A 23,070-nucleotide genomic window follows, 5' to 3' on the forward strand; every position below is an offset into this window, starting at 1 on the left:
GCCACTCGACGGTCGGCCTGCCGCACCCGAGCCTGCCGCTGGCCCCCGTGCACCCGCTGCGCCCGGGCCGCGTGGTGGCCGCCCGCACCCCGACGCCGGCCGGCTGGCAGGACAGCGCCGTCGTGGGCCTCGACGACGACGACATCGGCTTCGCCGACGTCGACCTCTACCAGCCGCGCGTGGTCAACGGCTGAGAGAGGTCCCCGCCACTCTCACGCTCGCGGCGGGACCCTGCACGGGCCGGCCCCGGTCGCCGCCCCCGTCGCAGCGCCGGGGCGGGCGGGCGGTAAGCTCGTCCGCGTCGGGGCTGTAGCGCAGTCCGGTAGCGCACCTCGTTCGCATCGAGGGGGTCAGGGGTTCGAATCCCCTCAGCTCCACCACAAGTTCATAGTTCGAAACACTGACACGGTCGACGCCGTCAGGGGCCCGCCCCTGGCGGCGTTGCTGGTCTTGGTCAACGGCCTCGATAAGGCCCTCCGGGCGGTGCTCCTGCAGCGCCCGGAGCACAGGCGTCCGCGTGACCTTGGCCACGACAGGCACCGGCTCGTCGTCCTCCGTGTCGAGGAAGATGCCCTCGAAGAAGGCCTGGTTGTAGTCGCGGCGTCCCTTCGCCTCGCTCAGGCGCTACGCCGGCCGCAGCTGAGCACGAGGTCCAGCACTGCGTTGAGCGTGGTCTCGTGGTTGTCCTGATCCAGAGACAACCGGGAGAGCGCGCTTTCGGCGGCCAAGAGCTGCTCAGCCAGGAGCCCTTGCCGCTCACGGGCTATGTCAGCCGGTACGACACCCTCCATGGCCTTCTCAGCCCACTTGTAGCGCTCCCGGCGGATGCTGGCTGCCCGTTCGGTCAGGCGGCGCTGTTCATCCTCGGTCGAGGCGTTGTAGGCCCGGAGATCGGCGGTCAACTGCTGGCGGAGCGCCGTCACCAGTTCCGTGGGGAAGACCTCCTGCTCCCACTGGGCGGCGATAGCGTCCTCCACCTGCTCGAGCGGCAGATAGGGCAGGTCGCAGCTGGACCGGCCGGAGTGGCGCCCAGCGCAGAAGAAGTACTCGTAGCGCTCGCCCCGGCGACTCGTTGAGATGCCGAACAACAGCCGGGCGCCGCAGCGGGCGCAGAAGAGGCTGCCCGACAAGTAGTGCTTGTGCTTGTGCGAGCGTTCGCCGGACACCCGGTGGGCGCTGAGCACCCGTTGGACCGTCTCGAAGGTGGCGGCGTCCACTAACGCAGGGTGCTTGCCCTCGTACTCGACGCCGCGCCAGGTGACGAGGCCCAGGTAGTAGCGGTTGCGCAGAATCTGATGCAGCTTGTTGAAGGTCACCGGCCTGGCCGCCCGGTTGGCGGATGCCCGGTGGGTCAGGCCGCGGGCCCGCAGTTCGTCAGCCAGCCGGGACAGCGTGTAGTCGCCGCTGGCGTAGGCCTGGAAGGCCCAGCGCACGAGCGGCGCCCGGTCGTCATCGAGCACGACGGTGCGCGCCTCACGGCCGGCCACCTCTTCGCGGACGTTGCGGTAGCCGATGGGGGCGACGTGCGGCGTGCCACCAGCCGACACTTTCTGCTGCGTGCCCTTGATGACCTCGTTCGCCAAGTTCCGGGAGTAGAACTCCGCGATCGAGCTCATGATCCCGTGCAGCAGCAGCCCGCTCGGCGTCTGGTCGATGTTCTCGGTGACCGAGACCAGCCGAGCGCCGGCGGCCTGCAGCTGGGCGGTGATGGTCACGTCGTCGTAGCGGTTGCGGGCCAGGCGATCGACCTTGTGGACGATGACGTAGCTGACGGCCTCGGTGCTGACGTACTGCAGGAGGCGCTGCAGTTCCGGACGGTCGGCCGAGCGGGCGCTCTCGCCGGCGTCGATGAACTCACCGACCACCTGCGCGCCGAGGCTCTCCGCCTTCTTTAGGCAGGCCTCACGCTGGGCCGGGATGGAGAAGCCCTCGGCCTCACCGCCGCGTTGGGCCTGCTCCTTCGTGCTGACGCGCAGGTACAGCACGGCCGTCGCGGCAGTCTCGCTGCTCGGGGTGACGAGGCGCAGGCCGGTCATGCAGCCACTCCTTCAAGCGTCGGCCGGGGAAGCCAGCCGGGGGAAGGTTGGCGATAGTAGGCCCGTCGCGGCCAAGAGGCGGCTGGCGCTGTGGACGGTGGGCTGCAGCGGGCGCGTGGTTCGCTGAGGCCCAGCTGGGCCAGGCGGACCTCGATGGCCCGCTCGGAGACGCCGAAGTATCGGGCAAGCCACTTCGGCTGCTGGACGCCGCGGCCCCAGAGCCGCTTCACCAGGCGCTTCGGCATCAGGGCGCAGCCGGCGAAGTAGTCGGCGGCCTGCTCGGCCTGGTCGCCTGCCTGGTGTCGGCCCGTGCCGACGTACAGCCGGTCCGTCGCGCCGTGGTCAACGATGTGCTTGTACTCGTGCAGCAGGGTGAAGCGCTGACGGGTTCGTGGTTCGTCCCGGTTCAGCACGACCACCCAGTTGTGGCCGTCCCAGAAGCTCATGCCCGAGGTCGGCAGTGACTCGCGGCGGACGCGCAGGCGCGGCAGCCCGGCGATGACGGTCCAGTCGAGCGGCGTCTCGGTGTTGTCGGTGAGCTCCAGCAGCCGGGCGGCCTGCAACTCAGCGACCTGCAGGGCCTCACCGGGTTCGAGTGCCCGGACTGGGATGACGGCCCGGAGGGACGCCAGGACACTGCGGTTCTCGTTAGGGGTCTCTGTCATGGCGTTCCTCCTTTCGTTAGTGCTTGCTAGGGGTGCTCGTCCTCGCCGTCCTGGGGGCCCCGCAGGCCGTAGTCGCGGGCGATCCGGTCGAAGACGGCCTCGATCTCGCTGACGGCTTCGTCGGGCAGGTCCTGGTACTTGCTGCGCAGGTAGGGCCGGAAGGCTGGCAGCTCGGTTGGTGGCAACCACCCCACGGCGACCCAGAGGTCCGTCGCCGGGATGCTCAGCACGCCGCCGATGGCCCGCAAGGTGTCCGCCTTGGGCTGGGCAATGCGGCCCTGCTCCAGGCTGAGCACCGTGTGGACGTCGACGTCGGCGGCCCGGGCGACTGCCCGGGCGGATAGGCCCTCGGCTTGGCGGCGGCTGATGAGTAATTGGGCAAGCTCGTCGCGCTGAGAGGGGGTCATAGGCGGTACTCCTGTTAGTGTTCTTATTATCGCGCCATTGTGGAGTTAGCTCAACACTTCGCTGCCTATTCCACAACGCATGGGCGGGCTAGTCCTCTGGTCGCTCGTAGGCGTCAAAGACGAACGTGCCTGCCTGGCGCGGTGCGTCGTATAGGTAGAAGTGGCCGGCTTGCTCAAAATCCCGCACCACGGCCTCGCCGTCGAAGCGGACGTAGGCCTGGAGCCAGTCCGGCAACCGTTGGATTCGGCCGTCAGCGCCCAGCCGGGCCAACAGCTCTTGGCCGAAATGGTCGCGGCTCTGGTAGTGGCCGAGGTAGCTGCGCCGGAAAAGGTTGGCGTCGCGCCCACCCGTCCAGAGTTGGAAGACGGCCCAGGCGTCCGCCAATTCGTCCTGTTCATGGTGTGTCTCACTCATCTCACCTCCTTTCGGTTAGTTGTCGCCTGGCTGCAGCTCCGGCCGATGACGGTCGGCAGGAAGCAGTCGGTAGTCGTCACCCGGAACAGCTCCGTCCCGTCGCCAAAGCGGCGGCGGATGGCGGTGGCCAGGGCGCCAGCCCGCCGCTCGTCCGGCACCACCCAGAGCACCGCCGGGAAGACGCCGTGGTTGGCCTGTTCCCGGCCGCTGCGCTGGTAGCGCTCGTACTGAGCGCACTTGCGGATGATCGTCGGCAGGCTCTCCGTGCCGCGGTCCAGTTCGATGAACCAGGAGTCCTCGTACTCGACGCCCGCCGTCACGGCGTACAGGTCCGGCTTGAGCGTCTCGGCCGCGCCGTAGGCCCCGAGGAAAGGGCGCCAGCAGGCCGGCTCGTGCTCGGTTGCCAGCAGCTCCAGGTCACCGCGGCGGTCGGCCTCGATCAGCTGCACCCTGCACTCGGCGACGCCAGCAGGTGGTCGACGAAGCGCAAACCGGGCTGCTTGTGTCGGCCACGCGGCGCCGCCTGGTCCTGGCGCAGCAGCCGCTCGCCGACCGGGCCGACCCGCCAGACGTAGGCGGCTGAGCCAGCCCGCACCCCGCCGATCCGCCGCTCGAGGTGCTCGATGACACCGAGGCGCTGGAGCCGGGCCAGGACGCGGCGGCAGATGCGGCTGGCCGCCCCCTCAGTGGCGTGATCAGCGAAGTGCAGGCGCTGCAGCTGGCCGGTCATGAGCAGGCGGCAGTCAGCCAGGCTGAGCAGCACCCCGCGCTCCCGCTCACTGAGGTCGCTCTGCAACCGGAGCAGCCGCCGGGCGCTTGTCCGCCGCCGGACAGACCCTCCGGAGCGTGCGACGGAGGACAGACTTTCGGGCGCCGTAGCGCCGCGGTACTGGCTGCCGGCCTCAGCATTCGTGGGCACAGGCTCGACGCGATTGGACCACCGGTCGGACCACCCCGGCGCGCCCGTCATGGCTGCCTCCGGCGCCGGCCGGTGGGTGCCGCGGACCCGGTCGCGTCAGGCAGCAGCTGGGCCAGCCCGGCCTCAACCTCATCAAGCGGCCGTCCCCAGCGCTCCCGGCTGCGACGCCGTAGCTCGGCCGGGTCGGCGGACGGCGGACGGCGGAGGCAAGGGCAGGGTCTTGCCGGAGGCGAACGGGCTGACGCCCTGACCCGTAAGGAGACTGGCGTAGACCCTGTAGGCGCCGAGGGCCGTCAGGTCGTCGGGGCCCAGCTCGGGGTGGCCGCGGGCGATGACGCGGGCGTCGGCCTCGCTGAGGGTGAAGGCGACCCGGGAGCGGGCGTTGGCCAGGACGGCACTCTGCATGGTGTCCGGTAGCTGCTTGAGGAACTGATGGCTCAACGTCCAGCCGGCGCCGTAGCCGCGGGTCTGGGCCAGCACCTCGTCGAGCGGCGTACTACCGGTGTGCAGGTAATCCTGGACCTCGTCGATGTAGACCATGACCGGGTGGCGGCGCTCAGCCGGGATCGCCGCCCGCGACTGGATGACCTGCCAGAGCTCGGCGACGAGCAAGGAGCCGAGGAGCTTGCTGGCGTCCTCGCCGATCACACCGCGCTGCAGGGGCACGAGCAAGATGCGGCGCTCGGTGAGCACCTGCGTGAGCGAGAAGCGCGGACTGCGCTGGGCCAGCACGCCGCGCAGCCCGGGACGGAGCAGCGGCCGCAGCTTGTTCATGACGGGGGCCACCGCGTTCAGGCGCTCGGCCTCGGACCAGGACTCGTAGGCCGCCCAGAACGGCTCGAGCAGCAGCTGGTCCTGGATGCCGGAGGTCAGCGTCCGGCGGACGCCGGGGTGGGTCAGCAGCAAGGGCAGCATGGCCAGGGTGGCGTCGTCGTGGCGCAGGAGCGTCAACAGGCTGGCGTAAAGGATGTCCTGCGAGCGCGGCCCGATGTTCTTGCCGTAGAGCTGCTTGAAGACGCTGAGGACGCCGTCGGCAACGAGCTCGGGGCGGCGACCGTGCCGGGCAAGTGGGTTCAGACCAACCGGTGCGGCGTCCTGCGCATCGAGGACGACCACGTCGTCCCAGCGCCGCTCGGGAACGCGGGTCAGGACGTCGTGGACGAGGTCGCCCTTAGGTTCGACAACCACCACAGCCCGGCCGTCCATGATGTCCTGGCGTATGAGGTTGGCCAGCAGCGTGGACTTGCCGGTGCCGGTGGGCCCGATGACATTTAAGCCACGCAGCGCCGGCTCGATGCCAAGGGCCAGCGTGCCTGTATGCCCGGGTGTCGTCACGGTCGCCAGGACGCGCCGCTTGTCCAAGGTGCCAGGCGTCGGCGGCAGCGACCGGGGGTGCAGTGCCGGCTGACCGGGCAGGGTGTCGTTGCCGAGCGGCCAGCCGGTCAAGGGCAACAGCTCCGGCACCCCAAGCCGCAGCGGCCAACGCCAAGGCGTGCGCGCCCGGTTCAGCCGGTCCGCACCTTCCGGCACCAGGCGGACCTGCACCCCCGGCGCCTCCACCGTGCGCAGGGCTGCCAGCAGGCCGAGCAGGCGAGCGCGCCGGGCCTCACGCGTGGCTGCGCGGACACCGAGGCGGATTGCACAGGCGAAGCCGTGGTCGGACACCTTGGTGCGCAAGGCCGTCCGCTTCTCGCCGTCGAGCGCCTTGCCATCGCCGTGCCAGGCGGTGACGTACCAGGGCGCCGTCACCGAAGACGGGCTGTTGGTCGGGACGGCCAAGGGGATGCGCCGCGGCCCGAGGGCAAGCTGCAGCACAAGCTCCTCATCGGTGCGCACGCGCGTCAGGGCGGCCAGGATGGCGTAGACGACTGTCTCGGGCTCAGCTGTCTTCAGTGGCCGGTGCCGGGTGCTCAGGCGCAGGCTGCCGGCCGCCTCCACAGGCGCGCGGCCGGCCTCCGGTTGGAGCTTGGTGCTGCCGCTGCCCGCCAGGTCATGCGGGGCGGTCGTCAGGCCGGTGATGGCCCCCGGTGCTGCGCCAAGCAAGTAACGCACGCCGTCGGTCGTGGCCCGGGCTTCGAGGACGACGACGGGGCTCCGCGTGTCGGTTGCCCACTGGCGCAGCACCGCGGCGGTACGGGCGAGGTCGAGGGGGCGCTGCCAGTGCAGCTGCCGCCAGACGACTGGTTCCCGGCTAGCCATCAGCGGCCTCCGGCGTGTCGGTCTGCGTACGCTCGGCCTGCGCCTTGGCGGCCGCTTCAGCAGCGGCCTGCTCCATGGCCAGCTCAATGAGGGCGCGGCTGAGCTTGTGGAGATCAGGCTGCTGGCGGCGAACGGCACGGACAGAGATGTGCCGGTTGCGCTTGCCTCCCGTGGGCCCGTGGCGATGTGTTCTACTCATTTCCTCCCTCCTTTCTGCCGTGCCGCAATTAGTGTGGAGACAACTCCACGCACGTAGTATTTGTTATATGTGGATTCAACTCCACAGTCAACGATTGTTGTCTATTCAGCGGCACCGAATGGAACGGCTGGCACGCTGTTATTCGAGGCTGCAATTACCAGCCACGTGAGCGGGAACGCCAGTGCCAGAGTCCGATGCCGATGAGTGCGACAACGCCGGCTGGGATCAGAACGGGCAGGGCCTCGCGCAGGAGTTGGGCGGCCAGGTTGAGGGCGGCGCAGACCGCCAGCACCACGAGCGCGAAACCCAGGATGCTGGCGGTCCACGACTGCGGTCCGCGGTTCACGGGGTTGCCGGGCCCTTACGCCGTCCCGGTTAGGCGCACGAAGGTGAAGAAGTCGTCGTCCAGTAGGCCGAACTTCGCCGCCAGCTCCGGGTCATCGCCGGCCAGGATCTGACTCTCCTTGCGGGCCCGCTGCAGCTGGAACTTGGCTTCCGTCAGGACGCGGCGCTGCGCGTCGACGGCTGCCGCGTCGACGAAGGCCTGCCCGGCTTCGACGGCGGCCCCCTCGATCGCCCGCCGCTGGACCTCGCGGACGGTCAGGATGTGGCGCGCCTCGGCCCGCCGGTCGACGCGGACGTCGTGCCGGGTCAGCGCCGGCACACGGTCCAGGTCGTCAGTCCGCAGGTAGTCCGTCGGCAGGGGCGGCGTGGGGAGGGCTGCCTGCAGGGTCTCGGCCCGCCGCCGACGCTCGATGCTCGACATGTCTGTCTCCTCTGCGCTCCCCCTGTCCGGTCGCCGGCCAGTCCAGCGGCGGCAGGGGAGCCGCGCCTAAGTCGAGCACGGCCAGCCGGAGGAACCTGCAGCTCAAAGGCGGATAAACGCGGACAAAGCCGGAACTTCCTTGTAGCGGAGCCACCGGGAGCAGCGGTCTCATCAAGGGGCGGCAGCGGTGCCACACTCCCCGCCATGAGCACGCCTGCGACTGGCGGGTGGGACGGCGAGAGGCAGATCGCCGCCCTCGGTGTCGAGCTTGCCCACGTCCGGGCGCGCGGCCTGGACAGCCTTGACCTCCCCCTTGGCGGACACGGCCCCGTGGCCGCGCCCATCCTCGAGCTGCTGGCCCGCGCTTACAGCGACGACTGGGCAACAGCGCGCGGCCCGCACATCCGGCAGCTGCTGCTCGACGGCTTGGCCGCCTGGCAGGGTCAGGGCCACCAGAGCGAAGCCGCGCTGGTTCGGCGCCTGTTCTTCCCGCCCGACGGCACGCCGGCGGATGCAAGCCTGCCTGGACGGCTGCTCGACGCGGCGGAGGAGGCCAGCGGTCGGAGCAAGGCGAGTTTCGAGAAGCATCGGCGCGCCGCCTTCCGGCTGTTCGCGGCCTTCCTCATCGACTTCGTCGAGCTGGGAGCCCGGGCGCCCAGCTCCCTGCCGCCGGCAGTGGTCTCCGATGGGCCCCCGGCGGCACGCGGTCGGAGGCGCAGGCGGCTGCTCAGGAGCGCGACCGCGGTCGCCGGGGGCGTTGGCGTGGCCCTGGTGGTCGGCCTGCACCCGGACAGCGCTGAAGCCTCGGCGACCTTCCGCTTCGATGCGCTGGGCGGCGGCTCGCCCTACATCCGCGTCTTCCCGGGCGTGGGGCCGGACGACCTGGTCCACAACGGCACCTTCATGGACGGTCAGACGGTGCCGGCCGTTTGTAAGACGACGGGCCGGCTGGTGGTGTCGGACCCGAGCGTCGGGGAGCGACCGCGGCAGTCCGACGTCTGGGTGCAGATCATCGGCTCACCGGGGCTGACGCAGTTTGCGCGCCTGACGTACGGCGACATCGATCCTCAGGCTCTCGCGGCGCTGCCGGAGTGCTAACGCAGGTCAGGCCGCCCCGTCGTCCTGGCAGTGGACCGTGGTTACGACTCGAACCAAGCCCCTCGGCGGGTGTCTACTCCCGGGTCGTCCGCTGACGGTGAAGGTCCCACTGAGTCAAGTGATCGTCGCCACGCCCGCCTGGTGCGGCTGCCCGTCGCTGTCGGTGATGTCTCGTATGCTGTCAGCGTCGACATTAGTTGTATAATGGGGGAACGTATATGAACAATTGCACATCGAATACCCTTGTGCTCGGGAACGTCTCCTAATGGCTGGACGTCCGCGCATCCAAGCAGCTAAGCCGACGAAATCACTTGAGCAGCGTCTGTGGGACGCCGCCGATGCCCTGCGCGGCAATCAGGAACCGTCCGAGTACAAGCATGTCGTTTTGGGCCTGGTCTTCCTAAAGTACATCTCGGACCGCTTCGAGGAGCGCCGCGCCACCATCGAGGCGTCACTGGCTGACCCGGACTCTGAGGACTACATCCCCAACCCGGCGCGGCGGGCGCAGTTCATCGAGGACCGCGATGAGTACACCAGTCACAATGTCTTCTGGGTGCCAGCCGAGGCGCGCTGGGAGGCCCTCCAAGCCCACGCCAAGCTGCCGAGCGTCGGCGAGGACATCGACCGGGCGATGGACTTGATCGAAAAGGGAAACCCGGTCATCCGTGGCGTGCTGCCGCGCAACTACGGCCGCGAAGGTCTAGACAAAGGCCGGCTCGGTCAGCTGGTCGACCTGATCGGCTCCATCGGCTTTACGCACAGCGACGACCACGGCAGCGACGACGTCCTCGGCCGCGTCTACGAGTACTTCTTGGGCCAATTCGCCGGCAAGGAGACCGGCAAAGACGCCGGTGCCTTCTATACGCCGCGCTCGGTGGTGAAGACGCTCGTCGAGATGCTCGAGCCCTACCACGGCCGCGTCTACGATCCGGCCTGCGGCTCCGGTGGCATGTTTGTCCAGTCTGCTGAGTTCGTGAAGGCCCACGGCGGGAAGCGCACCGACATCTCGGTCTACGGCCAGGAGTTCACTGACACGACTTGGAAGCTGGCTAAGATGAACCTGGCATTGCGGGGCATCGAAGCTGACCTAGGGGACAGGTCGGCCGACTCGTTCACGCAAAATTTACACCCTGACCTGCGGGCCGATTTCATTCTCGCTAACCCGCCATTCAACGTCTCGAACTGGTGGGACGCTAAGCTTGGGAATGACCCGCGCTGGGAGTTCGGCACTCCACCGGCAGCCAACGCCAACTTCGCTTGGGTGCAGCACTTTGTCCATCACCTCGCACCCAACGGCACCGCAGGCTTTGTGCTCGCGAATGGATCCTTGTCCTCCAAGAGCAGCGGCGAAGGCGAGATCCGCCGCAAGCTTATCGAGGCGGACCTCGTCGACTGCATCGTAGCGATGCCAGACAGACTTTTCTTCAATACTGGAATCTCGGTCAGCTTGTGGTTCGTGTCCAATGACCGGCGCGGCAACGGGCACCGTGAACGCACCGGTGAGGTTTTGTTCATCGATGCGCGCAAGCTAGGAGCCATGGTCAGTCGCCGACTGCGGGAGCTTACTGACGACGACATCGCCAAGATCGCCGACACGTATCACGCTTGGCGTAACCGTAATGGTGGCTATGAAGACGTGTTGGGCTTTTCGAGGGCTGCCAGCGTTGACGATCTCAGGGAGCACGACTTTGTGCTCACCCCTGGTCGTTACGTCGGCTCGGAGGAAGTCGTGGCGGACGACGAGCCAATCGATCAAAAAATTGCACGGCTCACGAAGGACCTCGTCGCGGAGTTCGAGCGCGGGCGAGAATTGGAGGCGCTTATCCTCGATCGACTCGGAGCGTTAGATGCCGGCTGATTGGCTTGAGGTGCGGCTTGGGGACGTCGTCGACGAAGTGACCGTCGGGCATGTCGGACCCATGGCGACAGAATATGTCCCGATGGGCATCCCGTTCCTGCGGTCACAAAACGTCCTCCCATATGTTCTCGATCTTTCCGACGTCAAGTACATCAATCCAGACTTCCATGCTCGGCTGAAGAAGTCCGCGCTTAGCCCAGGGGACGTTGTCACTGTCAGGACGGGAAGCCGGGTGCAACCGCGGTTGTTCCAACCTGGTTGCCACTTGCCAACTGTGCGGACTTGGTCATTACCAGGCCGGGCGATAAGGTGGACCCGTACTGGCTGAGCTATTTTATAAATGGCGCCGCAGGCGGGTTTGTGTCCTCCCGTCTGGTCGGGGCTGTGCAGCAGCACTTCAATGTGGGCGCGGCGAAGGAGATGATGCTCGCGCTGCCTCCCTTAAGAGAGCAACAAGGCATCGCTGCAACGCTTCGAGCTCTCGATGACAAGGCGGCGTCCAACCAGCAGCTAAGGGTGCAAATCCCAAACCTGATCCGGGCCCTTGTTCTTCGTGCGATCGACTTGTCAGCGGACCGGATTCCCGTCGCAGACCTTGCGTCGTTTATCAATGGGGGCGCCTATACGAAGGGAGCGTCCGGAACAGGTCGTATCGTCATCCGCATTGCCGAGTTAAACTCCGGGCCGGGTGCATCGACCGTGTACAGCGACATCGATGTCCCGGACGACAGGACCGCGCGGGCAGGCGATATCCTAATGTCCTGGTCTGGATCTCTTGACGTGTATCGCTGGTATCGTGACGAAGCGATCATTAATCAACACATCTTCAAGGTTCTACCTGCGAACGGCTATCCGGCGTGGTTTGTCTTCGATCGGCTTGGTGTCGCAATGCCGGTCTTCCACCGCATCGCCAAAGACAAAGCCACGACCATGGGTCATATTCAGCGTGGACACCTGCAGTCAACTTTCGTCGACGTGCCCCACCACGAGTCGCTGTCTAAGTTGAGTCGTGAGGTCGAGTCGCTGTGGAATCGGCTGCTCTTGGCCGAGCGTGAAAACGTGAAGCTTGAGCACCTACGAAAGTCACTTCTCCCCGAGCTCCTTTCGGGCCGCGTCCGAGTCCCAGAAGCAATGGACGCCGTCCAGGAGGTCGTCGCGTGACGGCGCTCAACGAATCGATAGTTGAGTTGGCGGCGCTAGAGTGTCTGCGTGAGCTTGGCTATGAAACGGCGTTCGGGCCGGAGATTGCGCCGGACACCGCCGGTGCTGAGCGTTCCTCGTACGAGCAGGTTTACCTGTACGCCCGCCTTCGCACGGCAGCGCTGCGCATCAACCGCGGCGTCGATGCTTCTCTTGTCGACGAGGCTCTCAAGCGGCTGGAGCGAGCAGAGTCGCAGAGCGCCATCGGCGAGAACTTCCGCGTACACCGGCTGCTTACTGAGGGTGTGCCGGTCGAGCACCGCGGGGCTGACGGCATGGTGCGGACCACCCGCGTCTGGTTGATCGACTTCCAGCAACCCGCCAACAACGACTGGTTGGCCGTCAACCAGTTCACCATCATCGAGAACGGCAAAAACCGCCGTCCGGACGTCGTGGTGTTCGTCAACGGCCTGCCGCTCGGGCTGTTCGAGCTGAAGAACCTGGCCGACGAGCATGCCACTCTGAAGGGCGCCTGGAACCAGCTACAGACCTACCGCACCGACATCCCGGCAATCTTCACGCCGAACGCGGTGACGGTCATCTCCGACGGCACTAGCGCCGCCATGAGCTCCTTTACCGGCGGCTTCGAGCACTACGCCCCCTGGAAGACCATTGAAGGCCGCCATCTGATCACCAACCTGCCGGCGCTCGAGGTGCTGACCAAGGGCATCTTCGACCGGGCGCGCTTCCTCGATTTGGTCCAAAACTTCATCGCCTTCAGCGACGAATCCAATGGCCTCGTTAAGCGGGTCGCCAAGTACCACCAGTACTGGGCCGTCAACGCCGCCGTCGACTCGACCATCGAGGCGGCCGGTCCGGCTGGCGACCGCCGTGGCGGCGTCGTGTGGCACACCCAGGGTTCGGGCAAGTCGATAGAGATGCTCCTGTACGCGGCCAAGATCATGCGCGACGCCCGGATGGGCAACCCGACGCTGGTTTTCATCACCGACCGCAACGACCTCGACGACCAGCTGTTCGGCGAGGTCTTCGCCCCAGCCGAGATCCTGCCGGAGAGGCCGGTGCAGGCCGACTCTCGAGCCGAGCTGCGCCAGCTGCTGCGCCGAGCCTCGGGCGGCATCGTGTTTACTACCTTGCAAAAGTTCGCCCCCGAGGTCGGCGGCGACATTAACCCGGTGCTGACTGACCGTCGCAATGTCGTGGTTGTGGCCGACGAGGCCCACCGCTCGCAGTACGGGTTCGGCGAGTCGCTCGCGCCCGACGGCACGCTGAAGGCCGGCCTGGCGAAGCACTTACGCGACGCCTTGCCGAACGCCACCTACCTCGGCTTCACTGGCACACCGATCGAGTCCGGGATCAAGTCGACGCGCGCCGTCTTCGGCGACTACATCGACGTCTACGACTTGACCCGGGCTGTCGAGGACGGCTCGACGGTCCGGATCTTCTACGAGTCCCGCCTGGCCAAGGTATCGCTGGATGCGGCCGACCGGGAGACGTTGGACGAGCTGGCTGACGAGATCACCGAAGGCGCCGCCGAAGACGAGGCCTCGCGCGCCAAGTCCAAGTGGGCCCGGCTTGAAGCCATCGTCGGCGCCAGTGAACGGCTCGACTTGATCGCCGCCGACATCGTCAAGCACTGGGAACGGCGCCGGACCGAGCTCTTCGGCAAGGCCATGATCGTCACTATGTCACGGCGCATCGCTGTCGACCTCTACAACAAGATCGTCGAGCTAAGGCCGGACTGGCACAGCGACGACCCGGCGACCGGCAACATCAAGGTGGTTATGACTGGCTCGGCGGCCGACCCTCAGAGCTACCAGCCGCACCTGTATCCCAAGGACGTACGCAAGCAGCTGAAGGCCCGCGCCAAGGATCCGAACGATCCGCTGGAGATTGTCATCGTGCGCGACATGTGGCTAACCGGCTTCGACGCCCCGGCGATGCACACCATGTACGTCGACAAGCCGATGCAGGGCGCCGGCCTGATGCAGGCAATAGCCCGGGTCAACCGCACCTTCCGTGACAAGCCCGGCGGGCTCATCGTTGACTACATCGGCGTAGCCACTAACCTGCGCTCGGCGCTGGCTGAGTACTCGCCTTCGGATCGCGACCAGGCCGGCGTGCCGATCGAAGAGATGGTCGCCGTCATGCTTGAAAAGCACGACATCGTGCGTGCGCTGCTGCACGGCTGCAGCTTCGACGCCACGCCGTCGCTGCCACCAGCTCAGCGACTGGCCCAGCACGCCGTCGTGCTCGACTTCGTTATGGCTGACCCCGACCGCACCGCCCGCTTCCTCGACCAGGTGCTGGCCCTGGCTAAGGCATTTGCCCTCTGTGGCTCGCGCGATGAGGCGGCCGCCGTCCGCAACGACGTCCGGCTGTTCACCGACGTCCGCGCCGCCATCCTGAAGATCCAGAATCCGGACTCGGGGCGCGCCGGCAGCGGCGGCGTCGAGCTGGACACCGCCATCGGTCAGCTGGTCAACGAGGCGGTCGCCGCTGACGAGGTCGTCGACATCTACAAGTTGGCCGGCGCTGACACGCCGGAACTGTCCATCCTGTCCGACGAGTTCCTGGACGGCCTGACCGGCAAGGACAAGCCCAACCTGCAAATGGGGCTACTGCGGCGGCTCATCAATGACCAGATCCGGACGGTGCAGCGAAGTAACGTCGTCCAGGCCCGCCGCTTCTCCGAGCAGCTCGACGAGGCTATCAACCGCTACACCAACCGGGCGCTGACGACGGCTGAGATCATCGCCGAGCTGGTCAAGTTGGCCAAGGAGATGCGCGACCAGAACCACCGCCACGAGCTGCTCGGGCTGTCCGTGGCCGAGGCGGCCTTCTACGACGCCATCGTCCAGAACGATGCGGCGGTGCTAGAGATGGGCGACGACACCCTTAAAAAGATCGCGAGCGAGCTGGTCCGGGCGGTGCAGGCCAATGCCACCATCGACTGGTCGCTCAAGGAGTCCGTCCGCGCCGCCATGCGCGCTAAGGTCCGCCGCCTGCTGGCCCGATACGACTACCCGCCGGACCACGAAGCACGCGCTATTGAGTTGGTGCTTCAGCAGGCTGAGCTTTTCGCCACCACGGGCGATGACCGGCCTGTGCAGCTGGAGAGCGCGCGATGAGCCTGCTGCATACCGACTACGACCTTGATGGCGGAGCGCACTTTTATCGCGCCGACTTTCAAGTGCATACGCCGCGCGACACCAACTGGGCTGGCGGGCGGGCAGTCACGGCCGACGAACGGGCGGCCTATGCCAAGGAATTTATCGCCGCCTGCCGTCAAAGGGCTTGCAAGCTGCCGCCATCACCGACCATCACGACTTCGCACTGTTTCCCTATATCCGGCGGGCGGCGCAGGCGGAGACTGATGACAGTGGTCAGCTACTGCCCGAGGCCGAACGACTTATCGTGTTCCCCGGTCTTGAGTTGACGATTGGCGTTCCTTGTCAGGCCATCCTTATCCTCGACGCCGACTTCCCCGATGACAAGCTCGATGCCGTGCTGGAAGCTTTGTCGGTCGAAGTGATCGAGGCTGACAAGGACGTACTGCCGCCGGTCACGCGGATTGACCACATCCAGACCTTCGAGCAGTTGCACGAGACGCTCGACACGCGGCCGTGGCTGCAGGGGCGGTACATCATCCTGCCGAACGTCACCGACGGCGGCTACAAGACGCTGATGCGCTCCGGCATGCAGGCCAAGTACAAGAATATGCCCTGTGTCGGCGGCTACTTGGACGGCACGGTCGAGGCAAAGGCTAAGCCGACCAGTGGCAACCGCAGAATCTTTGATGGCTTGGACGCCAACTGGGGCAGTAAGCGGCTGGCGCTGTTCCAGACGTCGGACTCCCGTAGTCGCGACTTTAAAGACCTTGGTAAACACTCCTCATGGGTGAAGTGGGCCCGGCCAACGGCTGAGGCCATCCGGCAAGCTTGCCTTGCCCAGGAGTCGCGGATTGCGCACACCCCGCCAGCCCTGCCGGGTGTCTACATTGCGAGCGTTCATGTCAGCAACAGTAAGTTCCTCGGGCCGGTCGAGCTCGCGTTCAACCGTCAGTACAACGCCATTATCGGCGGCCGGGGGACCGGGAAGTCGACGATCCTCGACTACGTCCGCTGGTGCCTCGGCGACGTGCCGGCCAGCGTGGCGGCAGACGGTGAACCTGCGGGGGCAACCCGGCGGCGCCGGCTGATCGAGGCCACTCTCGCCAGCTTGGAGGCTGAAGTCGAGGTCGTGGTCATCATCAACGGCATCGAGCACGTCGTACGCCGGTCGTCGACCACAGGTGAAATCAACTTCAAGGTAGGCGACGGCGAGTTCACCAAGGTTAGCGAAGCGTCGATCCAGTCGTTGCTGCCGATTCACGCCTATAGCCAGAAACAGCTGAGCAGCGTATCGGTGCGGATGGAGGAGCTGACGCGATTCGTCACCGCTCCCATTCGTCAAAGCTTGGAAGCAAAAGACGCCGACATTCGAAACGCAGCTGACCTGCTGCGACAGAACTATGCCTCATTGCAACGCGCTCGCTCACTTAAGGAGGCTATAGAACGGGCGCAGTTGACAGAGCAATCGCTTATCGACCAGTCAGCACACCTGCGGGGTTCCCTGGCCGGCTTGTCGCAGGATGACCAAGTGATCTTGCAGCAGCGTCCGGCCGTTGACCGCAGTCGCGAGGCGGTCAGCAGCTGGAGGCGAAACGCAAATCAACTCAGTGATGCCACGGGCGTTCTGCTTGCCGAGGCTGAGCGCCTTGTGGCGCAACTGCCCCCTCTGCCGCCAGATGCACCCGATGGTCTGACCGTGGAGCTGACGGTAGCCCGGCAGGCGACGGTAGCCGCGGGGGAAGCATTTGCCGCGGCGCTACACGGCGCCGTCGAAGAGCTCCAGGCGGCCCTCTGCGGTGACGGGTCGGCTGGTCAGGCGCTGGAGGTTATGCACCAGCGCTTTGCCGCGCTCGATGCGGACTACGAAGAGGTCAAGGGCCGGTCGACGGCGCACGCCCAGCAACTGCAACAATTGGCCGACATTGAAGCCCGTCGCAAGCAAGTCGCAGTCCAACTGATCGCACTGCGAACTGATCTGCATCAGCTGGGGGATCCGTTCTCCGAGCACGCCACCCTGCGTGCCAAGCTTGTGCAACTGCACAAGGAACGATCGCAGTTGCTGCGGACTCAGAGTGACGGCGTTACGGAACTGTCGGGCGGCCTGCTCAAGGTTGATCTCATGCGCGGCCATGGCCTCCAGGCGGTTGACGAGCGGCTGCGAGCCTTGGCTGCCGGTTCGGGCGTTCGGGCGGCGAAATTTGAGGCTCTGTTTGAAGGTCTAAAGGCAGAATCCGATCCGCTGGCCACCTGGGAGGCGCTGCTAAGCGAATTCGAGCAGCTCATCCTCTTGGACGACGGCGACGAGTTTACGACGCAGTTGACGCCGACACTGTCCCGGCTCGGCTTGACGTTGACGGACCAGCAGAAGCTACGAACCAAGTTGACCGTTGGTTCTTGGCTTGACCTCGCCTTGACGCCGATCGAGGATTGCCCAGTCTTCTGCTACCGAACAAAGGAAGAGGAGTACATACCGTTCGAGGCAGCGTCGGCGGGCCAGCAGGCGACCGCTCTCCTCAAGGTGTTGTTGTCGCAGACCGGTATGCCGTTGATCATCGACCAGCCAGAGGAGGATCTGGACAGCCAAGTCATTCAGGATGTCGTCTCCTGGCTTTGGCAGTCGAAAGGACGGCGGCAGGTCCTCTTTGCCAGCCACAATGCCAACTTGGTCGTCAACGGTGACGCTGAGCTGGTCGTCGCGTGCGACTACCGACGGGCCGGCGATCAATCCGGTGGCCGCATCAAGCTGACCGGCGCCATCGACATCCCCGAGCTGCGGGACGAAATTACCCATGTCATGGAAGGCGGCGAAAAGGCCTTCAAGCTGCGCCGGGACAAGTATGGCTTCTAGGGACTCTCGCGAGGGGAGGCTTGCATCGTGGCGGGTATGAACGTCGGATGGGCCCTGGACGAGCTCAACAAGTTCATCGAGATGTCGACGATGCGTTATCCGGATCCGGTTCCAGGTGTAATCGACCTAACCGGTCACATGGAGACTCAGGCGCACAGCGAAGACATCTCACGCCAGGCGCATGTCGTTGAGCAAATACTCGACCGGGTCATTCCGGATTGGCGTAGCCTGGATGCCAACACGGACGCCAACCGCTGGATGCTCCATCGTGTTGCCGCCTTGCGTGCCCGGGAGGCGCTGCGGCGGGGGGAGGAGATTCGCGAGAATCTCGGCGATAACGCTCCTCGCTTGTCGGCTGGCGAACTGCATCCTTGGATCTGGAGTGGTGCTCGCTCATTGTGGCAGTCAGGGCACTACCGCGAGTCGGTCGAGGGCGCTATCAAAAAGCTGAACGCCGAGACGCAAAACAAGATTGGTCGCCGTGACCTGTCGGAGACTGACCTCTTCAAGCAGGCCTTCAGCAAGGACGCGGCCGCGCCTGGCAAGACTCGGCTCCGGCGCATGCCACCGGATGGCAGCAAGACATACGACTCGGTGCAGCGTGGGGCGATGCAATTGGCGGAAGGCATCTTCGCCGGCATTCGCAACCCCTTGAGCCATGAGGCCGAGGCCGAGTTGTCTGAGCAGGCGGCGCTTGAGTACCTTGCCGCTCTCAGCGTCCTCGCGCGATGGGTCGATGACGCAAGTGTCGAGCACTGAGAGTCTCCGTAGCGTTCTTTGACCGAACTCTAAGCGGTAACGCTATGGCCGCTCCCACGGTCCGCAACCGGCCAGTAGCCCGCTTGTTGGCGGGTGCACGGACATCGCCAACGGTCGAGTGCCCTGCGTTGGGAGGGTGCTTGACGGCTACCTCGGCCACGACCGCATCAGCGCTCTACCCGGCCCACCGGGGCGCCGCAACCGAACACCGACTCTGGCTGGCGCATCCTGCAAGCCAGGGCGGCGCAGCCCGACCTCCAGCAACGTGATTAGGGACGCTGCCAGGGAGTCCTCATCGTAACGCCGGCGCGCTTGAGGCTCTGCCGGACGGTTTCGTCGTCGCAGTCGTAGCGTTCGGCAAGCCGCTGCAGCGACCAGCCCTTGCCGTACAGGCGGATGGCCACATCAAGCTGCTCGGCCGAGACACCTTGCCGTCGCAGTGCGACGCCAGCGCGGCGCAGATGCTCCGCCACGGTTGTCCGGTGCAGGCCCCAGCGGGTGGCGAGCACTGTCATGGCATCGCCGGCCTCGTACTCGCGGACCAACTGGGCGACCTGCTCGACCGTCAGTCGGCGCTGTGCCTGCCGCGCCTTCCGGGGCTTGGCTCGACGCGGCCGGCGTTGAAGCAGGGCAGGTAGCTCAGCCGCCAGCCGTCTGAGCAGGGCGTTCTGTTTCGAGCTTCCTACCGTTGGGTCCCTAACCAAGATCGCCGAGTATGTCGGTCAGTGCTGGCCCTCGTTGTCCCTGCTCTCAGGGCACGGCCCCGGGCGGCAACAGCGGCACCTCACGCAACCGGCGCCCGTCACGAAGGCGGCCATCCCTTCGGAACACTTCACCCGCACCTACGTCGGCTTCGCCGCGCTGTTCGTTACGGCCTCGTCTGCGCGGGTCGCCGCCCCTGCGCGTCCGTGGCTATGGCCATGGTGCTCGCCGTACAGCTGTGGCGGGTTGCCTGAACGTGGAACGTCGTCTCCCCGAGGGAAGGGACGCGGTCATCCGGTCATTTCGCAGGGTCAGCGGAGACCCTGCGCGAACTCGCCCTCGAAGGCGTCCTGGACGACGGTGACGCCACCGGGGACATCCGCTGGCCGCAGGATGAAGCTCTGCGTACTCGGTGACCGGCCTTGTTCGAAACCGTTGATCGGGACGATCAGGCCGCCAGTGTCGATGTTCTCGAGCCCGTTAAAGGCGTTCAGCACACCTTGGCGGGTCAGGTCGCCGTCCTCGCAGGCCGCTGTCAGCACCTGGTTCAGGACTTCGCCCATGGCGTATCCGCCAATCGCGCCCAAGCTCGGCTGGACGTTTGGATAGGCCACCTGGTACTGCTGCAGCAGGTCAGGGTGCTGATCCCAGGCCGAGAGTGGTGAGGCGACGTACAGGTGGTCCTTGAGCCACTGCGCCGCCGGCCCCTGTAGCAGGCCCGGCGCGAACACCGGGTTGTTGCCCAGGATCGGCACGTCGAGGCCCTGGGCCTGCGCCACCGCGGCCGCCGAGGCGGTCTGCGCGGGGGCGACGGTCAGCACGATCGCGTCGACCCCGGCCGCGGCGAACTCGGTGATCCACGCGGTCATGTCTTGATCGGTGGCCTTGATCTGCGCTTCGATGACGGTGAGGCCGCGGGCCTCGGCGACGGCGCGGGTGCCGGCCAGGCCGTTCTCGCCGTACTCGCCCTCGAAGTAGATGTGGCCGACGGTGTCGCCGTCGGCCAGCAGGCCCTGGTCGAACAGGTACTGGTAGCCGTTGGCCAGCTCCACGTCGTAGGTGGCGCCCAGGACGCCGGTGCCGGGGATTTCGGTGAGCGTCCGCGTCCACGCCGACGGGAAGTTGACGATCTGGTCAGCCTCGTACTCCGGGGCCAGCGCGGTGTTGATTGGCGTCCCGATCGTCTGCTGCATCGCCAGGATGTTGGGCTCCATCCCGCTGTAGAGCTGCACGCCGGTCTGCGGCACGTAGGTGGTGTCCTGGATGTCGAGCTCGACGTCGTAGGTGTCGCAGACCTGGTTGTCCTGCCAGTACAGCTGGTTGGCATTCGTGATGTCGGTGCCCAGCGCGGCGAAGACACCGGTCAGGTCGGTGAGCACGCCGAGCGTGATCGTTGTCCCCTCGACGCCGACGTCGGTGACGACGTCGACGGACCCGCCTCCTCCGCCTGCGCCATCATCTGTGGTGTCGAGCGATGAGCCGCTGGAATTATCGGAGGTCTGTACCTGCTGCCATACAACTATGACGAGTGCCGCGGTAGCTATCACGATCGCCAGCAGGATGGAAGCAAACCTTCTTCGTGCTGTAGACAGCCGCGCAACGTGGGATCGCTGGCTCGATAACTCTTGCCGAGGCTGCTGTAAGTCCGAGGGGCGTGCCGCGGCTGCACCGTTCGACGTGCCCCTGTCTTTCCTGGGGCCGCCGGAGGTTCCGGACTGAGAGCCCGCGTCGGGGTCACGGAAGGCGGTTGAGGGTTTCCGGCTCTCGGCGGGTGGAGGAGGTGAGGAGTCCGATGAGGCTGAAGATTTGTTCGCCTGCAACGCGGTGGAATCATGTGGGATTGCGGTCGATGGTTCCGTGTGTTCGGGTCGAGTCCCCTCTTCATACTTGGGTGGCAAGGAATCTGTCGTTCGGTTGAGCTCATGCGAGCCTACCGGGTCTTCGTTAGGTTGAAGGACCGTCTGATCTTGATTCGGATTCGATGTAGCCTGCCGATTTGATTTTGATGGGTTCGTGCGGCTTTGATCCGCCGATGTTGCATTCGCGTCAGGCGGCCCCGCCGTCGCAGGGTCGAACTTCTCGGACCCGAGGAATGGTTGATCACTAACTGATGAGTCAGACTGTGCAAAAGAGGCTGCGTCAGCGGTAACCGGATCGTCGCGCGGCGGGACATCCGTTCTGTCCTCGCCCGGCTTCAGTTGAGGTTCAGTGTTTCTAGCGTCGCTTGCGACGCTAGAAGGGGTCTCTGCCACCTCAGGTGGCCCACTGGAACTAGCCGGTTTTGCGAGGGATTGCGATGCCGGAGGGAGGTCAAAGATTCTTCCGTCAGGCGCGCGTAGATAGAGTACCGGGGTGCCCCACTCGACTGGGTTCGGTTGGTGCCGGATCGCTTTGCGGGCTTCAGCCATCGCGGCGTCGAGTGGATAGCCGTCGGCGACGGCCTCGTAGAGGCCATGTGTGAAAACGATGGCCGCTCGGTCAGTAATCTCAAACTGCATGGCCACCACGGCAGGGATGCCCTGATAGATAAGGCTCTGGGCGGTGCCCGAGTAGGGGTCGGTGCGGCCGCCGCGCGCCCCCTCGCAGGAATTTAGTAGGGTCAGTCGCAGCGTGCGGTGGTCGTGCAAAAGGGCGCCGAGGTCGGCGCCGCAGATGGGATCGCCCCGGCCGTCTGGGCCTTCCAGGGCCAACATCCCATCACCTGCTTCGGGGTCATATCTGCCGTGACCGATATAGTGGAAGACGTGATAGGACCCTCGGCGCAGCTGTCGCTGTAGGTCCGCCACTGTCCCACGGGGCGCTCGCTCAAGGAGAACTCGCCCTGCGCTCTGCAGGTCATCCAGCGCCTCCTGTAGCCGGGTCCACTCGGCATCCACGTCTAACGGATAAAAGTCGGTAGGGCTGGCAACTAGAACTAGAATGCGCAGCGGCGGTTGCACGGACAGTGGGCGAATGCGCCCGGGCAGGTCCAGGTAACGCACGACCGGAGTCCACTCCGACAGAGCTAGAAACCGGCGCGCGTCCCCATCATAAAGGTATTCCCAGGGCAGGTCGGCCAGCTCCGGGCAGTCGGTCAGCCGCAGCCGGACGCGTAACCCGGCATCGCGACCCTCGACCTGGTCTCGACTGGCCGCCAGCGCGGCACGGACCTGGTCGCGGAAGACGGCGTCGAATAGTTTCCCGCCGAAGTCTCGGACGGCGGTGGCCTCCGCCGAGGTGCCGCTGCGGACCACGTACCGGCGCGGCCGGCCGATGCGCAACAGGAAGTTGTCCAGCTCCAGGTCAGAGAAGGGAATCGTGATCGGCAGCGGGCGGGTCTCGCCCACCGGTGAACCGAGCACCCTGGCCCGGTAGCCGGTGCCCGCGGCATGTTCGATCAACAGGTCGAAGTTTTGGTAGGTGCGCTCGGCCATCGCGTAGCCTCGTGACTGTAGTCGTCCTGCTAGGCGTCCTCGGTTCGCCGACGCGCTTGCCAGGTCATCGACACTTTGGAGTTGCCCTTGGTGCTTGCGCCGGCCACGAAGGCACCGACCTCGGCGCTGAGCTCGAGCCCGACCTCCACCGAGATCTCATCTGGGATGTCGGTCAGTGACCGCAGCTGGCGGACCAGCCCCTGCACCGCAGGCTGCACCCGGTTTACGGCGTGCTCGAAGCTCTCTTGGGCCTGCTCGACCACGCGCCGGTCTCGGTCTCCCCAGCCCCGGGTGACCTCACCGTCTGCTGTATGCCCGTCCCCGACTTGGATGAGCACGGTACCGCCGTCTTCCAGCGGATACTCCACGAGCCGCGCCATCCTCGTTCCCCCACATCCAGCAGCCAAGGACCTGCCGACATGCCGCCGCTGATCTAGTCGTGACGCTACTGAAGAGTTGATGGCACGTCAGCTAGATACGTGACGGCAAGCTGCTGCGGCCCTGGGCGCCGCGCT

16 protein-coding genes, 1 tRNA gene and 2 pseudogenes are annotated in these 23,070 nt (G+C 66.0%); 8 read left to right on the forward strand and 11 right to left on the reverse strand.

Annotation, left to right across the window (positions count from 1 at the left end; translation table 11 throughout):
• A pseudogene (locus tag ABQ292_RS07375) lies at positions 1-194 on the forward strand (hypothetical protein); the annotation flags it as partial.
• A 109-nt stretch (positions 195-303) separates the two neighbouring features.
• A tRNA-Ala gene (locus ABQ292_RS07380) sits at positions 304-380 on the forward strand.
• A 237-nt stretch (positions 381-617) separates the two neighbouring features.
• Here the strand turns inward: ABQ292_RS07380 and ABQ292_RS07385 are convergent.
• The 8 genes and pseudogenes from ABQ292_RS07385 to ABQ292_RS07420 all read right to left on the reverse strand — a co-directional run bounded on the left by ABQ292_RS07385 (position 618) and on the right by ABQ292_RS07420 (position 7,606).
• A complete protein-coding gene (locus tag ABQ292_RS07385) occupies positions 618-2,036 on the reverse strand; it encodes a recombinase family protein (RefSeq protein ID WP_369204797.1) in 1,419 nt (472 codons plus the stop codon).
• Complete coding sequence (locus ABQ292_RS07390; protein ID WP_369204799.1) at positions 2,033-2,701, reverse strand: ImmA/IrrE family metallo-endopeptidase; 669 nt, start codon at positions 2,699-2,701, stop codon at positions 2,033-2,035. The genes ABQ292_RS07385 and ABQ292_RS07390 overlap by 4 nt, the downstream gene beginning before the upstream one ends.
• A 26-nt stretch (positions 2,702-2,727) precedes the next feature.
• Positions 2,728-3,108 (reverse strand): helix-turn-helix domain-containing protein, encoded by a 381-nt coding sequence (locus ABQ292_RS07395; RefSeq protein ID WP_369204801.1) that lies wholly within the window; start codon positions 3,106-3,108, stop codon positions 2,728-2,730.
• A gap of 88 nt (positions 3,109-3,196) precedes the next feature.
• Complete coding sequence (locus ABQ292_RS07400) at positions 3,197-3,523, reverse strand: hypothetical protein (protein WP_369204803.1); 327 nt, start codon at positions 3,521-3,523, stop codon at positions 3,197-3,199.
• Positions 3,520-4,493, reverse strand: a pseudogene (locus ABQ292_RS07405) (replication-relaxation family protein). The gene ABQ292_RS07400 and the pseudogene ABQ292_RS07405 overlap by 4 nt, the downstream one beginning before the upstream one ends.
• Before the next feature lie 81 nt (positions 4,494-4,574).
• Positions 4,575-6,641 (reverse strand): type IV secretory system conjugative DNA transfer family protein, encoded by a 2,067-nt coding sequence (locus tag ABQ292_RS07410; RefSeq protein WP_369204805.1) that lies wholly within the window; start codon positions 6,639-6,641, stop codon positions 4,575-4,577.
• Positions 6,634-6,840 (reverse strand): hypothetical protein, encoded by a 207-nt coding sequence (locus ABQ292_RS07415; protein ID WP_369204807.1) that lies wholly within the window; start codon positions 6,838-6,840, stop codon positions 6,634-6,636. The genes ABQ292_RS07410 and ABQ292_RS07415 overlap by 8 nt, the downstream gene beginning before the upstream one ends.
• A gap of 361 nt (positions 6,841-7,201) precedes the next feature.
• Positions 7,202-7,606: a hypothetical protein gene (locus ABQ292_RS07420; protein ID WP_369204809.1), complete on the reverse strand. Its 405-nt coding sequence runs from the start codon at positions 7,604-7,606 to the stop codon at positions 7,202-7,204.
• Positions 7,607-7,810: 204 nt separating this feature from the next.
• Between ABQ292_RS07420 and ABQ292_RS07425 the strand changes: the two genes are divergently transcribed.
• From ABQ292_RS07425 to ABQ292_RS07450, 6 genes are all read left to right on the forward strand, one after another.
• Positions 7,811-8,704: a hypothetical protein gene (locus ABQ292_RS07425; RefSeq protein ID WP_369204811.1), complete on the forward strand. Its 894-nt coding sequence runs from the start codon at positions 7,811-7,813 to the stop codon at positions 8,702-8,704.
• 265 nt (positions 8,705-8,969) lie between these two features.
• Positions 8,970-10,562 (forward strand): type I restriction-modification system subunit M, encoded by a 1,593-nt coding sequence (locus ABQ292_RS07430; protein ID WP_369204813.1) that lies wholly within the window; start codon positions 8,970-8,972, stop codon positions 10,560-10,562.
• Between the two features lie 384 nt (positions 10,563-10,946).
• Positions 10,947-11,723 (forward strand): restriction endonuclease subunit S domain-containing protein, encoded by a 777-nt coding sequence (locus tag ABQ292_RS07435; RefSeq protein WP_369204814.1) that lies wholly within the window; start codon positions 10,947-10,949, stop codon positions 11,721-11,723.
• Entirely contained in the window at positions 11,720-14,851 is a 3,132-nt protein-coding gene (locus ABQ292_RS07440) for a type I restriction endonuclease subunit R (RefSeq protein WP_369204816.1), read from the forward strand. The genes ABQ292_RS07435 and ABQ292_RS07440 overlap by 4 nt, the downstream gene beginning before the upstream one ends.
• Positions 14,852-14,990: 139 nt before the next feature.
• Positions 14,991-17,681, forward strand: coding sequence for a TrlF family AAA-like ATPase (locus ABQ292_RS07445; protein WP_369204883.1), 2,691 nt, complete (start codon positions 14,991-14,993; stop codon positions 17,679-17,681).
• Between the two features lie 36 nt (positions 17,682-17,717).
• Positions 17,718-18,440: a TIGR02391 family protein gene (locus tag ABQ292_RS07450; protein WP_369204818.1), complete on the forward strand. Its 723-nt coding sequence runs from the start codon at positions 17,718-17,720 to the stop codon at positions 18,438-18,440.
• Between the two features lie 269 nt (positions 18,441-18,709).
• Here ABQ292_RS07450 and ABQ292_RS07455 read toward each other — a convergent pair whose 3' ends face one another.
• The 3 genes from ABQ292_RS07455 to ABQ292_RS07465 all read right to left on the reverse strand — a co-directional run bounded on the left by ABQ292_RS07455 (position 18,710) and on the right by ABQ292_RS07465 (position 22,923).
• Complete coding sequence (locus tag ABQ292_RS07455; protein WP_369204820.1) at positions 18,710-18,985, reverse strand: hypothetical protein; 276 nt, start codon at positions 18,983-18,985, stop codon at positions 18,710-18,712.
• Between the two features lie 468 nt (positions 18,986-19,453).
• The gene (locus ABQ292_RS07460) at positions 19,454-22,555 is read right to left on the reverse strand and encodes an ABC transporter substrate-binding protein (RefSeq protein ID WP_369204822.1); all 3,102 of its coding nucleotides are present in this window, start codon (positions 22,553-22,555) and stop codon (positions 19,454-19,456) included.
• Between the two features lie 29 nt (positions 22,556-22,584).
• Positions 22,585-22,923, reverse strand: a complete 339-nt coding sequence (locus tag ABQ292_RS07465) for a CU044_2847 family protein (RefSeq protein WP_369204824.1) — start codon at positions 22,921-22,923, stop codon at positions 22,585-22,587.
• Positions 22,924-23,070: the final 147 nt, after the last annotated feature.

The organism is Geodermatophilus maliterrae (assembly GCF_041018925.1).
In the GTDB taxonomy this organism is placed as follows: Bacteria; Actinomycetota; Actinomycetes; order Mycobacteriales; family Geodermatophilaceae; genus Geodermatophilus; species Geodermatophilus maliterrae.

Excerpts from the sequence above, each read along its gene's own strand:
- ABQ292_RS07400 (WP_369204803.1), bottom strand. The coding sequence starts at position 3,523 with ATGAGTGAGACACACCATGAACAGGACGAATTGGCGGACGCCTGGGCC.
- ABQ292_RS07385 (WP_369204797.1), bottom strand. The coding sequence starts at position 2,036 with ATGACCGGCCTGCGCCTCGTCACCCCGAGCAGCGAGACTGCCGCGACG.
- ABQ292_RS07420 (WP_369204809.1), bottom strand. The coding sequence starts at position 7,606 with ATGTCGAGCATCGAGCGTCGGCGGCGGGCCGAGACCCTGCAGGCAGCC.
- ABQ292_RS07450 (WP_369204818.1), top strand. The coding sequence starts at position 17,718 with ATGAACGTCGGATGGGCCCTGGACGAGCTCAACAAGTTCATCGAGATG.
- ABQ292_RS07425 (WP_369204811.1), top strand. The coding sequence starts at position 7,811 with ATGAGCACGCCTGCGACTGGCGGGTGGGACGGCGAGAGGCAGATCGCC.
- ABQ292_RS07395 (WP_369204801.1), bottom strand. The coding sequence starts at position 3,108 with ATGACCCCCTCTCAGCGCGACGAGCTTGCCCAATTACTCATCAGCCGC.
- ABQ292_RS07415 (WP_369204807.1), bottom strand. The coding sequence starts at position 6,840 with ATGAGTAGAACACATCGCCACGGGCCCACGGGAGGCAAGCGCAACCGG.
- ABQ292_RS07460 (WP_369204822.1), bottom strand. The coding sequence starts at position 22,555 with ATGGCCGAGCGCACCTACCAAAACTTCGACCTGTTGATCGAACATGCC.
- ABQ292_RS07410 (WP_369204805.1), bottom strand. The coding sequence starts at position 6,641 with ATGGCTAGCCGGGAACCAGTCGTCTGGCGGCAGCTGCACTGGCAGCGC.
- ABQ292_RS07390 (WP_369204799.1), bottom strand. The coding sequence starts at position 2,701 with ATGACAGAGACCCCTAACGAGAACCGCAGTGTCCTGGCGTCCCTCCGG.
- ABQ292_RS07430 (WP_369204813.1), top strand. The coding sequence starts at position 8,970 with ATGGCTGGACGTCCGCGCATCCAAGCAGCTAAGCCGACGAAATCACTT.